Genomic DNA, 13,862 nt, shown 5'->3' on the forward strand with positions numbered 1-13,862 from the left:
TTTATGACATCTCCCGCGGCGGAATGCAGCCGGGGGGAACCGGAAAATCATCAACTGTGGCTAACTGGTGATAGGATGACCAATCGCCGCGGTGGCGCCGAGTAAGGTTACCTACGGCTCGAAATTTGCATTCCGCGACCTTGGCGCTATCATCACCGGTAGAGAAATACGTTCTTTTTTCAGGCGTTTACGAATTACAAGCGCCCGCTGCGCTTCCCGTCCACGCGCCGCCGCCAGCCAAAGAATAAGGCCAGAGTGCTGCCATGAGTGCTGAAGGCCCCACCGTATCACCGATCGAGCCTCCGCCCCGGCGCCCCAAAGTGATCAAGACCAACCAGCAGCAGGTTTTCCTCTACGTCGTGCTGACTCTGCTGCTGTCGCTTGCCACCGTCTGGGCCGGCCGCACGTTGGTGCACAATTCGGAAACGCTGACCTTTGCCGTCGGCGGGCCCAATAGCGACGAGGCGCTGTTCGCGGCCAAGCTCGCCGCTCTCCTGAAGAACAACGCCTCGCGCTTTCGGATCAAGATTGCCAACAATGCGGACAACGGCAAGGCGATCGCACAGTTCGACCGCAAGCAGGCCGACCTCGCCGTGCTGCGCACGGACGCAAAAGTGCCGCTGCGGGCGCGCACGCTTGCGGTCCTCGAGCACGATCTCGTGCTCCTGCTTGGTCCCGGCAACAAGAAGATCAAGTCGCTCGCCGAGTTGAAAAAGAAGAAGGTCGCGGTCCTCGCCGAGAACGAATCCTCGCTCGCCTTCGTCCGCAGTGTTCTCGACGTCCCCGACGGCCCCGATGCCACGAAAATCCAGATGGCGCCGCAGGGCGCAACGTTCGACAAGCTGTTTGCCCCGGCAAATGGCTTTGGCGCGGTGATTGCCATCGTCCACGCCTCCAGAGCTGTCAGGGACAAGTCCTATCAGCAGGTCGCCAAGCGCGGCGGCTTCACGCTCAACGCGATCGATGAGGCCAAGGCCCTGGCGCGCAAATTCCCGGGCATTTCCGACGAGACGCTGACAGCGGGCACGTTATCGACATCCCCGCAAATTCCCGAGGACGATCTCGACACCATCGGGCTCGAATGGCTCCTGGTCGCACAATCGAGGATGTCGCCGACCACCGCAGGCGAGCTCGCGCGCATCGTCTACGAGAACAAATCCGCGCTCGGGCTCGACAACGGCTTTGCCACCAGGATAGAGCCGGCCTCTGTCGAGAAGGATGCCTTCGTGATCGCGCATCGGGGCGCCGCCGATTACATCAACGACGACACCAAGTCGTTCATGGATAAGTACAGCGACCTGCTGTATCTGGGCGCCGCCGCGTTCAGCATCATCGGCTCGATCTTCGCTGCGATCTACGCCAAGATCACGAGGATCGCGCCGGAGAAGGCCAGCGAGCTCTCCACCGCCATTCTCGACATCGGCGAGCGGATCGAGCACGCCCATTCGCTGGATCAGCTCGAGTGCCTCCAGGATGAGTTGGAGAGCATCTTGCGCGGGGCCGTCATTGGACTCAGAGACGGTACGATCAGCACCGACGGGCTCGATACCTTCAAGCTCGGCTATGAGCTCGTCCGCGACGAGATCGGGATGCGCCGCGACTATCTGAAACGTCATGCCAGTGAGAATGAACAGGCCGCCCGCGATGCCGGCTCGCCCCAGCACGACGATAGCAATGTCGTGGTGGTCAAGACTGCCCAGAGCGCCTGATCCGCGGGTTTGATGCCCTCAGCTCGGGCTGACGGACGTCCTGCCCGGGAGATCGACGGCAGGAACTCAGGAACCGTCACCAGCCACAACCGTTGGCTCCCGGATTGCAACCGGAGAACGCGCCATGCGTACACTCCTCGTCATCTTCCTGCTGGGAATGCTGGCGGCGGTTGGCTATTTCGCCTATTCCGCCATGGCGGTCGAAGGCGAGCCGATCCCGGCGGAAGGCTATTGGGCCCTCGCGCTGGGGGCCGGATTTTCCGTCGTCGTCGGCATTGGCCTGATGGTGCTGCTGTTTTTCAGCAGCCGCCGCGGCTACGACGAGCCACCGCATTTCAGGTAGCGTCTCTCGGCTTGGCGCTCCGCCAGGCACCTTGCCTGCCCTCAGTGTCCGCCCCCGACGACGCTGCGGCCCGAGGCCGTCGTTGACGGCCTAGGCCCGGGCGGGCACTTTGGTCCTGAAGTCCCAGCCGGGACCACGAGCCAGAACCGAGCCGCCTTCCCCATGTCCAAGCCGCTGATCTCCGCTCTGGCCCAGTTCGCGGCCGCCACGGCCGGCCGCAACATGACCAAGGCGGCCTATGTGGCCGTCGGCGTTGGCGTGCTCGGCATGGTGCTGCTGACGGTCAATCCGGCTTATGAGGCGTCGCGCCGCTGGGTCGATATCCTGCTGTGGGCCTGCCTCCTCTATTTCGTATTCGAGTGGCTGGTCCGGCTGCGCCATATGGCGCGGCAGGGGCGGCTTTCGCTCTACATGTCGTCCTCGGCCGGCATCGTCGACGCGGTCGGAGCGCTGGCCGTGCCGACTGCGCTGGTTCTCGGCGTCGAGCCGAAGACGGCATGGCTGCTCAGCGTGCTCTGGGTGCTGAAGGTGGTGCCGGGCATTCCGGGCTTGCGGCAGCTGCGCCGCGTGCTGGTGCTGGAATCGGGACCGCTGATCAGCGTGCTCGTGATCTTCTTGATGGTGATCTTCCTCGCCTCGGTCGCCGAATATTTCCTGGAACGGGACGTGCAGCCGCAGACGTTTGGCAGCGTCCCTGCCGCGCTATGGTGGGCCGTCGCCACACTGACGACGACGGGCTATGGCGACGTCGTGCCGATCACTCCACTCGGACGCATGGTGGCGGCGCTGGTCATGATCTCCGGCCTCGGCGTGTTCGGGCTATGGACCGGTATTCTGGCGACCGGCTTTGCCGCGGAGACCAGGCGCGACAATTTCCTCAAGACCTGGGAATCCGTCAGCAAGGTGCCGTTCTTCGCGGCGCTCGGGCCTGCGGCCATCGCCGACGTCACCCACATGCTGCGTACCATGGAGCTGCCAGCACGCACCGTAGTCATCCGCAAGGACACGCAAGGCGACTGCATGTATTTCATCGCCGCCGGCGAGGTCGAGGTCGACCTGCCCGGCAAGAAGGTGCAGCTCGGCGAGGGTGCCTTCTTCGGTGAGATGGCGCTGCTCGGCAACAACAAGCGCGGCGCCAATGTCTCGACCACGAAAGTGTCGCGGCTGTTGGTGCTCGACCTCGTCGATTTCCGCGTGCTGATGGCGCGGCATCCCGAGCTCGCCAAGACCATCGACGCCGAGGCGAAGCGGCGCGCGCTCGAAAACACATGAATGGAGACAAGAATGTCGGACGCAGCCGACGCGACCAGCCCCGTGCTCGAAATCACTGGCGCACGCGCCACGATCCGCCTCAATAGACCAAAGCATCTCAACCGGCTCCAGGCGGAGGATCTTGGCGAACTGGTCAAATTGTTCGACCGAATCGAGAGCGATCCTGAGATCCGCGTGCTGGTGCTCACCGGCACCGGGCGCGCCTTCTCCGCGGGCTACGATCTCAATTCGGTGGCGGAACGCGCTGTCAGCGCCCAGGAGCAGCAGAGCGCGGGCTCGGCTTTCGAGGCGGTCGTCAATCGGCTCGAGGATTTGGGCGTACCGACGATCTGCCGGCTCAACGGCGGCGTCTATGGCGGCTCGACCGACCTCGCGCTGGCCTGCGATTTCCGCATCGGCGTCGACACCGCCGAGATGTTCATGCCGGCGGCGCGGCTCGGGCTGCATTATTACCCGAGCGGCATCAAACGCTACGTGACCCGGCTCGGCGTCGACAATGCCAAGAAACTGTTTCTGACCGCGCAGAAGATCAGCGCTCCCGAAATGCGGCGCATCGGCTATCTCACTGCCATGGAGCCGCTGGAATTCCTGGACGAGGAGGTCGACAGGCTCGCCACTATCCTCGCCGGCAACGCGCCGCAGGCGATGCGCGGCATGAAGCGCGCCATCAACGAATTCGCCCGCGGGGAGCTGGACGAAGCCGCCGCCGACCAGCGTCACCGCGACAGTATGCGCGGCGACGAGATCAAGGAAGGCATCAAGGCGTTCGCGGAGAAGCGGCCGCCGCGGTTTTGAGAGCTTGTGGCCGACGATGCCGCCCCATATTGCATCGTCGTCCCGACCAGCGCGCCGCGGGCGCGCGACCCATCACCCTCCAGCGGCCGCCGCATGCTGCGCGGCCATCTCCTCATCCGCCGCATTGATGCGCTGGAACGCAGGCCGCGATGTCATGCGCTCGGCATAGCGGACGAAAACGTCCTTCTTCGGCACGATACCGAACATCATGGTCCAGCTTAACGCGACGCCCCACAGCACGTCCGCCGCCGTCATGCGCTCGCCGAGCAGATACGGCCCCTTCGCCAGCTGCGTCTCGAGGGCGCCCAGCATGGTGTCGTAATCGGCATAGGGCGATTGCGTGATCGGCGCCGGCTCGCGCTGCATGAACTTGTCGATGAGGGCCGGTTCGAAGGATGAGCCGTAATAGGCAATCCAGCGCAGGTAGGGCCCGCGCAGCGGATCGTTCAACGCGGGCGTCAGCCCCGCCTGCGGGAAGAGATCGGCGAGATAGATGGTGATGGCGACCTGCTCGGTCACAAGCGCCTCGCCGTGGCGGACCGCGGGCACCTTGCCGAGCGGGTTGATGGCGAGATAGGCGGGCTTGCGCTGCTCGCCGGCCTTCATGTTGAGGACATGGAGATCATAGGGGGCACCCAACTCCTCCAGCAGCACCCGCGTGCCGGTGGCGCGGCTCTGGGGCGAATAATACAGCGTGATGCGGTTCGGATCGGTCATGGCGGGTCTCCCATCTGGCCTTTTGGCTATAGTGCAGCTTGTAGCGGAGCATACCTGACATCTTGTGTCAGGTATGATCTAAGGAGATCATGCGCGCGAGCCGGATGTTGTCGATCCTCACCACCCTCCAGGCCAAGGGGCAGGTCACCGCGCCCGAGCTGGCGGAAGCCTGCGAGGTGTCGGTGCGCACGATCTATCGCGACATCGATGCGCTCGCTGCGTCCGGCGTGCCTGTCTACGCCGACCGCGGCGCCGAGGGCGGCTATCGCCTGCTCGACGGCTATCGCGTGCGGCTGAACGGACTGTCGCAAAGCGAGGCAGGCGCGCTGTTCCTGGCGGGATTGCCGGGCCCGGCCGCGGCGCTCGGGCTCGACGCCGCGATGATCGCCGCGCAGAACAAGTTGATGGCGGCGCTGCCCGCGAATCTGCGCGAGGACGCCGGACGGATGCAGGAGCGATTTCACCTGGACGCGCCGGGCTGGTTCGGCGAGGCCGAAGAGCCAAAGCATCTGCGCACCATCGCTGGCGCAGCTTTGCGCGGGACGCTGATCAAGATCCGCTACCAGAGCTGGCGCGCTGAGAAGCAGCGCCGCGTCGCTCCGCTCGGCCTCGTGCTGAAGGGCGGCAGCTGGTATCTCGCAGGGCAAGTCGACGGCAATGTGCGCACCTACCGCGTTGCGCGGGTGCTCGACTGCACGGCGCTCGACGATCGCTTCGATCGTCCCGCCGGGTTCGATCTCGCTTCTTACTGGCAGGCCGCGATACTTCGTCTCGAGGCCGAGATGCACCCCAATGTGGCGATCGTCCGGCTGTCGCCATTCGGCGTCAAGCTGCTGGACGCGTTGAGCCAGCCTTACGTCAAGGCACGCACGCAGCTTGAAGCTACCGCCGACGCAGACGGCTGGCGCATCGCCAGGGTCCCGGTCGGCAAGACGTCATGGCATGCCGCGGCCGAACTGCTGCGGTTGGGCCCCGAGGCCGAAGTGCTGGAGCCCGCCGATCTCCGCGACAAGATGATCCAGCTGACGCAGGCGATGGCCGCACGCTATCACGTGACGCGGAAAGCCTGACGGCGGCACTATTGTCGCGGCGCACGAAACAATCCTGAAACACGATTCTCAGCCAACGCCATGAACGCATTCGCGTCTCGGTCCGACCGAGATGCAGGGACACAACAATGGCACTGCGCCAAATGGAGAATGAAGATGTTTCGTAAGCTTGCACTTGGTCTGATCGCTGCCGGCTCGCTCGGCGTTGCCGCGCTCGCCCCCACCGCCGCCTCGGCCGGCGGCTTCCATCACCATTGGGGCCATCACCATTGGGGTCCCGGCTGGGGCTTTGGCGGCGTCTACGTCAACACCGGCGTCAGCAACTGTTACCAGGAGCGCCTCATCCAGACCCGTCACGGCCTGCGCGTGCGCGTCGTGAATGTCTGCGCCTACGGGATCTACTGATACCTCGCATCGTCGACAGAGCCCCGATCGCTCCGCGATCGGGGCCTTTGCGTTGAGCTAGCTAGCCAAGCTGCCGCTGCCGACGAAACCAGGCCCAGGTCTCGCGCGTCGTTCTGATGTAGCCGCGGCCGCGATGGACGATCTCGCTATCGACGATCTCGTTCAGCTTCGGCAGCGCATGAAAGGGGATCGAGGGATAGGCGTGATGCTCGATATGATAGGGCATATTCCACGCGAACCATTTGACGATCGCGCCGGTATAGGTCGTGCGGGTATTCTGGAAGGCGCTGCGGGTGCGGTCGCAGCCAGTATGCTCGGCGTAGAGATAGGGCCGCAGGAACAACTGCCCGACCACGAGCGGGACGGTCCAGACCCAGAGCAGCATGGCCGACGAGAGCCACAGCGACAGCGCAAGCAACATCGCGTAGAGCGCGACATAGGCGCGCGCCTCGGCCACGATGATGGCGCGTTTGCTCTCAGGGATCCAGGGCACGACGACCTTGCCGGTGACGGCATGGCCGAGCATCAGCCATAGCCGGCCGGCGACCTGAAGCAGGCCGCTATAGGCGATCGCGAGCTGGGTGTCGGATTTCGGCTTCACGCCGACGATCAGCTCGGGGTCTTTGTCCGGATCCTGGGTGTAGCGGTGGTGATCCCAGTGGAACAGGCAATAATATTCGTAAGGCAATCCGATGATGAAAGCCGAGAGATAGCCAACAGCGAGATTGAGGCCGCGGCTTTTGAAAGCGGTCTTGTGCGCTGTCTCGTGCACCGCCATGAACAGGAAGGCAACGATATAGCCCTGCACAGCCATCAACGGCAGCGCCCAGAGCACGCCATGGCGCGATGCGACCATCCAAATCAGCATGCCCACCAGCACGATCGCGCCATAATGACCGAGGCTCTGCGCCGCGCCCCTGAGGTCGGAGCGGACCGACAATTGGCGCAGCATCGCCGGTGTCAGCGGTTTCAAGCGATGGCCGGGATCTGAAACGGTTGTGTCAGCCATGTCCGAATGCCTGCCTACCTGCTGAGAAGCGCTGCGATCTCGGCCTTGATGAAAGCCTGATCGCGCGGATTGTTGACGGGGTTGCCGGCGCGATGGCCGTGCAGCGACGGGATCGGATGCAATACCGCCGATTTCGCGCTGGTCAACCGGCCGAGCTCATCTTCGTTGTCGCGGACGTCGAAATAGCGATCGGTCGCACCGGGCATCAGCAACATATGTGCCTTGATCGCGGCGAGCGCGCGGCCGAAATCGCCACCGAATGCGGCGCAGCGGCTGACATCGCCATTCTGCCAGATCTCGATCTGCGCCAGGAGATCGTTGGCGTCGCGTCGCGCAAAGGCGGCATCCCAGCCACGCACGAGATAATCTTCGAGCGAGGTGAAACCGGCGTCGCGCCAAATCTCGTCGCGATAGAAGCCGTGCGACATCGCCCAGCCGGCATAGACACGTCCCATCGCGCGGTAGCCGGCGACGGGCTTCTCGACGAAGCGGCCATCGCGGAAGGCGGGATCGGCGGTCAGGGCGGCCTTCACGCTTTCCAGAAAGACATGATTATAGGGCGCGCAGCGCGCGCTGCCGCAGACGATCGCTGCGCGCTCCACCATATCAGGGTGCAGCGCCACCCAATGATAGGCCTGCATACCGCCCATCGACCAGCCATAGACCAGCGCGAGCTTCGAGATGCCGAAACATTCGGTGAGCAGCCGGTGCTGGACCGAGATCGCGTCGTGATAGGTGACCTTCGGGAACGGCGCGGCGGTATTCGACGGCGATGAGGACAGGCCGTTGCCGAACAGGTTCGGTATGATGATGAAGTAGCGTGTTGGATCGAGCACGCCGTCGGGCCCGATCAGCCATTCGGTGTCGACGTGCTGCGCGCTGAAGGAGGTCGGGTAGAGGATGACGTTGTCCCTGGCCCGGCTCAGCGTTCCATAAGTCTTGTAGGCGAGCTTCAGCCCGGGAAAGACGGTGCCGGACTGGAGCGTGACGTCGCCGGCCTCGAATATCTCGTAATCGCTCGCTGCCGTCATGGGCCAAACTCCCGCTCACGCATCGCAAGGCGTGCGGCGTTTGGCAATGCACCGATCATGCCGAATCCACCAGCGCGCCATCGCGCCCGCACTCAATAATGTACTTATAGTACAGTTATTCTGGCGCGGCAAGCGCTCCCAAACCGGCATGTGACTCAGGCGATGGCCGCCAGATAGCGTGCGACCGAGGCAGCAAAAGCGGCCTTGGCGCCTGCGGCGACGTTGCGGCCCCACCAGGCGCCATAGATGCGGTCGAAGGCGAGCGGCTCGACGGCAGATGCGATCCGCCGCACCGCGGCGGCGTTGAGCGGCATGTAGTTGGGGTAGGAATACATGAAGCTGACGAACCGGCGATCCATCGTCACCTGCGCGATATCGCCGGTGAGCAGCGCGCCCCTGCCGTCCGCACCATGCCGCCAGTGCAACACGGTGGCACCGGCGAAATGACCGCCGGTGCGCAGCAGCAGCACGTCGTCGGAGATGCGGTGGTAATCGCCGGTCCAGTGCACGATCGATGCATGCGGCCGCGTCACCCATTGGCGATCATCTGCGTGTAGATAGACCGGCACGCCGCCGAACGCCTCGCTCCAGTCGGCGAGCGCGCCATAATAATGCGGATGCGAGATCGCGATCGCCTTCAGTTCGCCGAGCGAACGCACATGCGCAATCGCCTCTGGTGTTGCCAGCGGTATGCAGTCCCACATCATGCAGCCGCCGCTGAGCGGGACCAGCAGCGCGCGCTGGCCGATAGCGAAGCTCGGCTCGAGCGAGAGGCCGGTCAGGCCGAGATCGTCGCGCCAGACGACGCCGTGGCGTTCTGCCAGCGCCTCGCGCGTCAGGAAACTTTGCCCTTTCCAGCCCACAAACTGCCGTTCGTCCTCGCAGATCGGACAGGATGCGGGCGGACGTCCGCTGTCCGGAAATTGCGCGCCGCAGGTTTCGCAAGTCCAGAGTGGCATGGCCGAGATCCTGATTGAGACAGTCGCAAGTATGACATGACGTCGCGGTCCTGCGATCGCAAGGGCGATCGGAACCAACGCGACGAGCGCAGGTTAGGTTCTGGTCCGCCCGGGCATCTATGGGCCCGAACCCTCCGCCTCATGCGAGATCCTATTCGATCGGCAGCATTGCGTTCAGCGTCTCGATGACATCGCGCCCTTCACCGTCTCGTATCTGGCCCCTATTCGCGCTCAACTTCTTCATGGCCGACATGCAGTCGGGCATCGGGCCGTTCGTCGGCGTCTTCCTCCAGGAGCGCGGCTGGGCGAGTGGATTGATCGGCACTGCACTGACGATCGGCAACGTCGCGGGCATGTTGATCACCACCCCGATCGGCGGCTTAATCGATTCCAGCCGCAACAAGCGCATGTGGGTCGTCATCCCCGGCATCTGCGTGGTGCTGGCATCTGCAATCATCCTGATCTCGCAAAATTTCTGGGCCGTCACCTTTTCCCAGGTCGCCCAATCGCTGGCGAGCGCCGCGATCGTGCCAGCGGTGACAGGCATCACGCTCGGCATCGCCAAGCAGAAGGGCTTCAACGCGCTCAACGGCCGCAATCAGGCATTCAACCACGCCGGCAACATGGTCGGCGCCGCGCTGTCGGGCTATCTCGGCTACAAGTTCGGCTATGTCGCCGTGTTCGTGCTGGCGGCCATATTCGGCGCGATCGCGATCGCCTGCGTGCTGATGATTCCTGCCAAGGCGATCGACGATCGCGCCGCGCGCGGCAGCAAGGAGGACGATTCCAAAGCTCCGCCGGATGCGATGACGATGCTGCTCAAGCACAAGCCGCTGCTCGTGTTGGCACTCGCGCTCGCCCTTTTCCATCTCGGCAATGCCGCGATCGTGCCACTCTATGGACTTGCGGCAGTGGCCGACGGCCAGGCCAATGGCCCGAGCTTCGTCGCGACCACTGTCGTGATCGCGCAGGGCGTGATGATCGTGACCTCGCTGATCGCGATGAAGGCCGCGAGCAAGCGCAATTACTGGCCGGTGATCCTCATCTCCTTCATGTTCCTGCCCATCCGCGGCGTGCTCGCTTTCTTCGTCACGGGATGGTGGGGCGTCGTGCCGATGCAGGTGCTCGACGGCATCGGCACCGGACTCCAGACCGTTGCCGTCCCCGGCATGGTCGCGCGGTCGCTTAACGGAACCGGTCGCATCAATCTAGGCCAAGGCGCGGTAATCACGGTGCAGGGCGTCGGCGCGAGCTTCAGTCCCGCGCTCGGTGGCTGGATCGCGCAATGGATCGGCTACGGCCCGACGTTCCTGCTGCTCGGCAGCTTTGGGCTAGCCTCGATGGCGCTGTGGCTGGCGTTCGCCGCGACGGTGAAGAAGTATTGAGGGCGCATCTCCGCAATGACGATGTGGAAACGCTGTTGTTCCAAGGCTGACCGTGGAGTCGCGGGGCTCCCTCACCCGGGATTCTCTCTCAAATTCCAGCTCTCCCGGCACGCATGGAGAGGCGAAAAGCGCGTTCATGTTCCAAAATTCTTCTGGATCGCCTTGTCGAGCGTGTCGCCGCCGACGAAGCGCTGGCGCAGCTCCCGCTTGAGCAGCTTGCCGCTCGGATTCTTCGGCAAGCTATCCACGAAGATGACGCGCTTGGGCACCTTGAAATGCGCCATCTGGCCGGCGCAATGCTTGATGACGGCCTCTTCGTCCAGCGTCTCGCCGTTCTTGACCACGATAATCGCGGTCACCGCCTCGATCCAGCGCGGATCGGGCAGGCCGACGACGGCGACCTCGGACACAGCGGGGATGCGGTAGACCATTTCCTCGACCTCGCGGCTTGCGACGTTCTCGCCGCCGGTCTTGATCATGTCCTTGACGCGATCGACCACGGTGATGTGGCCCTCGTCGTCGACGGTCGCGAGATCGCCCGAGTGAAACCAGCCGCCTGAAAACGCCGCCGCGGTCTTCACCGGATCGTTGTAATAGCCGGAGAGCAGATGCGGCGAGCGGTGCACGATCTCCCCGACCTCACCCACCTTGACGTCCTCCATGGCAGTGTTGACCACCCGCGTCTCGACGTTGAGCACCGGCTTGCCGGCCGAGCCGGCCTTGCGCAACTGATCCTCCGGTCGCAGCACGGTCGCGAGTGGCGCAATCTCGGTCTGGCCGTAGAAATTCCAGAATCTGACGTTGGGCAGGCGGCGCTGCAGTTCGAGCAGCACCTCCACCGGCATGATTGAAGCGCCGTAATAGCCCTTCTGCAAGCTTGACAGGTCGGTCTTGTCGAAATTCGGCGAGCGCAGCATCGCGATCCAGATCGTCGGCGGCGCGAAGAACGAGGTGATCTTGTGCGCCTGGATGTGCGCCAGGATGTTGTCGGCGGTCGGCTTGCCCGTGATCACGCCGGAAGCGCCGAGATAGATTTGCGGCCCCAGAAAGACGTCGAGCTGGGCGCAATGATAGAGCGGCAATGCGTGCAGGAACTTGTCATCCACGCTCATGCCGCCGTCGATGATGCAGCTAACATACTGCCACATCACGGCTTCATGGGTCAGCATCGCGCCCTTGGGCAGCGATTCCGTGCCGCTGGTATAGACGATTTGTGCGAGATCGCGGCTGTCGACCGACGCGTCCAGGAACGAGCCGTCGGCATGCAAGATATCATCGAAGGTGGTGAGGCCCGAAGGTGCCGTGGCCGGATCCTCGCCCGGCACCCAGATCATCTTCTCGACGGCGCAATCCTTGGCGCTGGCCGCGCGCCCTGGCTCGACGAAATCAGGACCGGTTGCGAGCAGCTTTGCCCCAGAACTCTTCAGGATGAAGTTGATCTCGTCCGGATTGAGCATGAAGTTGATCGGCACCAGCACGGCGCCGATCCGTGCCACGGCAAAGCGAAGCGCCGCGAAGGCGTGCGAATTGCGCGAGAGCACGGCGAGACGGTCGCCTTTTTTGACGCCGAGACGGACCAAGCCGCGGCCGAGCCGGTTGCAGATCATGTCCATCTCGGCAAAGCTCCAGCTCACATCGCCGCAGCTCACCGCGAGCTTGCTCGGCTCGCGGCCTGCCGACCGACGTAGGAGATCGCCGATGGAATGCTCGCGGGCTTTCGCGATGGTGGCTGCGGTATCGCTGGTCATTTCCGTCCCCTGATTTGCGATCTGCGCGGAGCCGGCCCGAACAGTCGTCAGGCGGGTTGCATGCGCACGCTTCCCATGTTTGCGCAAACCGTAGTTGGCGCGATCGCCCGCGTCAATTCAGCCGGTGAGCGCGGCGCCGTTACGCAAGAATTGGCACTTCAGAGAGGCAATCTGGGCTGGTGCACCAATTATAAATATCAGAGGAAATGCCATGTGTCGGATTATGCGTGCCGCTTTCGCGGCCGGACTCGCCGTGCTCGCGACCAGCCCGTCTTCTGCCCAGCAGGCACCGCTCAAGATCGGCGTGCTCTCCGACTTCTCCTCCGTCTATTCCGACATCGGCGGCATGGGGAACGTCGAGGCCACCAAAATGGCGATCGAGGATTTTGGCGGACAGATGTTCGGCAAGCCGATCGACCTGGTCTCGGCCGACGTGCTCAACAAGCCCGACGTTGCCTCCACCATCGCCCGCAAATGGTGGGAGACCGAGGGCGTCGACATGATCATCGACCTGCCGACTTCGGCCACTGCGCTCGCGGTGATGGAGCTGTCGAAGCAGTACGAAAAGATCATGATCGTAACCGATGCGGCCAGCTCCGACATCACCGGGAAATCCTGCTCGCCTTACACCGCGCACTGGACTTACGACACCTATTCCAACGCCCACACCGTCGGCAGCGCCATCGTCAAGAACGGCGGCGACAGCTGGTTCTTTCTCACCGCGGACTACGTGTTCGGCCATTCCATCGAGCGCGACACCGGCGAAGTGGTGAGGGCGGCTGGCGGCAAGGTGCTCGGCAGCGTCAAGCATCCGCTCAACACCGCGGACTTCTCGTCATTCCTGCTCCAGGCCCAGGCCTCCAAGGCCAAGATCATCGGGCTCGCCAATGGCGGCGGCGACACCATCAACGCGATCAAGCAGGCCGGCGAGTTCGGCATCGTCGCCGGCGGCCAGAACCTGGCTGCGATCGTGATGTTCATCTCCGACGTGCACAGCCTTGGGCTCAAACTCGCGCAGGGGCTGATCGTCACCGAGGCCTATTACTGGGATCTCAACGACAGGACCCGCGCCTTCGGCAAGCGCTTCCTGGAGCGCGTCAAGCGCATGCCGACGATGAACCAGGCCGCGACCTACAGCGCCACGCTGCATTACCTCAAGGCCGTGCAGGCCGCGGGCACGAAGGACACCAAGACGGTCATGGCCAAGATGCGCGAGCTGCCGGTGCGCGACGCCTTCACCGACAACGGCGTACTGCGAGAGGACGGCCGCATGGTGCACAGCATGTACCTGTTCCAGGTGAAGAAGCCGGAGGAATCGAAAGGTGCCATGGGACTACTACAAATTGCTCGCCGAGGTGCCCACCGACCAGGCGTTTCGGCCGTTGAAGGACGGTGGCTGTCCGCTGGTGAAGTGAGGCTCGCGGCAAGCATAGAACCCGT

Annotated in this window: 13 protein-coding genes and 1 pseudogene; 8 read left to right on the top strand and 6 right to left on the bottom strand. The window is 63.7% G+C overall.

All coding sequences use genetic code 11. The features are described from left to right. The first annotated feature begins 263 nt into the window (after nt 1-263). From IVA98_RS34780 to IVA98_RS34795, 4 genes are all read left to right on the top strand, one after another. Entirely contained in the window at nt 264-1,709 is a 1,446-nt protein-coding gene (locus tag IVA98_RS34780) for a TAXI family TRAP transporter solute-binding subunit (protein WP_247356686.1), read from the top strand. Nucleotides 1,710-1,833: 124 nt separating this feature from the next. After that, nucleotides 1,834-2,052, top strand: coding sequence for a hypothetical protein (locus IVA98_RS34785; RefSeq protein ID WP_247294533.1), 219 nt, complete (start codon nt 1,834-1,836; stop codon nt 2,050-2,052). A gap of 162 nt (nt 2,053-2,214) precedes the next feature. Next, nucleotides 2,215-3,324 (top strand): cyclic nucleotide-gated ion channel, encoded by a 1,110-nt coding sequence (locus tag IVA98_RS34790; protein ID WP_247294532.1) that lies wholly within the window; start codon nt 2,215-2,217, stop codon nt 3,322-3,324. Nucleotides 3,325-3,336: 12 nt separating this feature from the next. Next, nucleotides 3,337-4,119 carry an enoyl-CoA hydratase/isomerase family protein gene (locus tag IVA98_RS34795; RefSeq protein ID WP_247356688.1) on the top strand — a complete coding sequence of 261 codons (783 nt, stop codon included), beginning with the start codon at nt 3,337-3,339 and terminating at the stop codon, nt 4,117-4,119. Nucleotides 4,120-4,191: 72 nt separating this feature from the next. On the opposite strand, the gene IVA98_RS34800 is transcribed toward IVA98_RS34795, so the two are convergent. Then, on the bottom strand, nt 4,192-4,812 hold the full coding sequence (locus IVA98_RS34800) for a glutathione S-transferase N-terminal domain-containing protein (protein ID WP_524536453.1): 621 nt from the start codon (nt 4,810-4,812) through the stop codon (nt 4,192-4,194). Continuing rightward, the gene (locus IVA98_RS37895; RefSeq protein ID WP_524536449.1) at nt 4,742-4,897 is read right to left on the bottom strand and encodes a hypothetical protein; all 156 of its coding nucleotides are present in this window, start codon (nt 4,895-4,897) and stop codon (nt 4,742-4,744) included. Before IVA98_RS37895 ends, IVA98_RS34800 begins: the two co-directional genes overlap by 71 nt. A 28-nt stretch (nt 4,898-4,925) precedes the next feature. On the opposite strand from IVA98_RS37895, the gene IVA98_RS34805 reads away from it, so the two are divergent. Further along, the gene (locus IVA98_RS34805) at nt 4,926-5,906 is read left to right on the top strand and encodes a helix-turn-helix transcriptional regulator (RefSeq protein WP_247356699.1); all 981 of its coding nucleotides are present in this window, start codon (nt 4,926-4,928) and stop codon (nt 5,904-5,906) included. A 135-nt stretch (nt 5,907-6,041) separates the two neighbouring features. Then, a complete protein-coding gene (locus IVA98_RS34810; protein WP_247294526.1) occupies nt 6,042-6,290 on the top strand; it encodes a hypothetical protein in 249 nt (82 codons plus the stop codon). A 61-nt stretch (nt 6,291-6,351) separates the two neighbouring features. On the opposite strand, the gene IVA98_RS34815 is transcribed toward IVA98_RS34810, so the two are convergent. The 3 genes from IVA98_RS34815 to IVA98_RS34825 all read right to left on the bottom strand — a co-directional run bounded on the left by IVA98_RS34815 (nt 6,352) and on the right by IVA98_RS34825 (nt 9,289). Further along, a complete protein-coding gene (locus IVA98_RS34815; RefSeq protein WP_247294524.1) occupies nt 6,352-7,299 on the bottom strand; it encodes a fatty acid desaturase in 948 nt (315 codons plus the stop codon). A 14-nt stretch (nt 7,300-7,313) separates the two neighbouring features. Next, nucleotides 7,314-8,330, bottom strand: coding sequence for an alpha/beta fold hydrolase (locus IVA98_RS34820; protein WP_247334974.1), 1,017 nt, complete (start codon nt 8,328-8,330; stop codon nt 7,314-7,316). Nucleotides 8,331-8,485: 155 nt separating this feature from the next. Next, nucleotides 8,486-9,289, bottom strand: a complete 804-nt coding sequence (locus IVA98_RS34825) for an MBL fold metallo-hydrolase (RefSeq protein WP_247334972.1) — start codon at nt 9,287-9,289, stop codon at nt 8,486-8,488. 185 nt (nt 9,290-9,474) lie between these two features. Between IVA98_RS34825 and IVA98_RS34830 the strand changes: the two genes are divergently transcribed. Further along, a complete protein-coding gene (locus IVA98_RS34830) occupies nt 9,475-10,674 on the top strand; it encodes an MFS transporter (protein WP_247294518.1) in 1,200 nt (399 codons plus the stop codon). A 134-nt stretch (nt 10,675-10,808) separates the two neighbouring features. Here IVA98_RS34830 and IVA98_RS34835 read toward each other — a convergent pair whose 3' ends face one another. Further along, nucleotides 10,809-12,422: an acyl-CoA synthetase gene (locus IVA98_RS34835; protein WP_247294516.1), complete on the bottom strand. Its 1,614-nt coding sequence runs from the start codon at nt 12,420-12,422 to the stop codon at nt 10,809-10,811. Between the two features lie 211 nt (nt 12,423-12,633). Between IVA98_RS34835 and IVA98_RS34840 the strand changes: the two are divergent. Continuing rightward, nucleotides 12,634-13,837, top strand: a pseudogene (locus IVA98_RS34840) (ABC transporter substrate-binding protein). Nucleotides 13,838-13,862: the final 25 nt, after the last annotated feature.

Source organism: Bradyrhizobium sp. 160 (assembly GCF_023073735.1).
Taxonomy (GTDB): Bacteria; Pseudomonadota; Alphaproteobacteria; order Rhizobiales; family Xanthobacteraceae; genus Bradyrhizobium.

Excerpts from the sequence above, each read along its gene's own strand:
- IVA98_RS34795 (WP_247356688.1), top strand. The coding sequence starts at position 3,337 with ATGTCGGACGCAGCCGACGCGACCAGCCCCGTGCTCGAAATCACTGGC.
- IVA98_RS34835 (WP_247294516.1), bottom strand. The coding sequence starts at position 12,422 with ATGACCAGCGATACCGCAGCCACCATCGCGAAAGCCCGCGAGCATTCC.
- IVA98_RS34810 (WP_247294526.1), top strand. The coding sequence starts at position 6,042 with ATGTTTCGTAAGCTTGCACTTGGTCTGATCGCTGCCGGCTCGCTCGGC.
- IVA98_RS34825 (WP_247334972.1), bottom strand. The coding sequence starts at position 9,289 with ATGCCACTCTGGACTTGCGAAACCTGCGGCGCGCAATTTCCGGACAGC.
- IVA98_RS34805 (WP_247356699.1), top strand. The coding sequence starts at position 4,926 with ATGCGCGCGAGCCGGATGTTGTCGATCCTCACCACCCTCCAGGCCAAG.
- IVA98_RS37895 (WP_524536449.1), bottom strand. The coding sequence starts at position 4,897 with ATGTCAGGTATGCTCCGCTACAAGCTGCACTATAGCCAAAAGGCCAGA.
- IVA98_RS34790 (WP_247294532.1), top strand. The coding sequence starts at position 2,215 with ATGTCCAAGCCGCTGATCTCCGCTCTGGCCCAGTTCGCGGCCGCCACG.
- IVA98_RS34815 (WP_247294524.1), bottom strand. The coding sequence starts at position 7,299 with ATGGCTGACACAACCGTTTCAGATCCCGGCCATCGCTTGAAACCGCTG.
- IVA98_RS34830 (WP_247294518.1), top strand. The coding sequence starts at position 9,475 with ATGACATCGCGCCCTTCACCGTCTCGTATCTGGCCCCTATTCGCGCTC.
- IVA98_RS34785 (WP_247294533.1), top strand. The coding sequence starts at position 1,834 with ATGCGTACACTCCTCGTCATCTTCCTGCTGGGAATGCTGGCGGCGGTT.
- IVA98_RS34780 (WP_247356686.1), top strand. The coding sequence starts at position 264 with ATGAGTGCTGAAGGCCCCACCGTATCACCGATCGAGCCTCCGCCCCGG.
- IVA98_RS34820 (WP_247334974.1), bottom strand. The coding sequence starts at position 8,330 with ATGACGGCAGCGAGCGATTACGAGATATTCGAGGCCGGCGACGTCACG.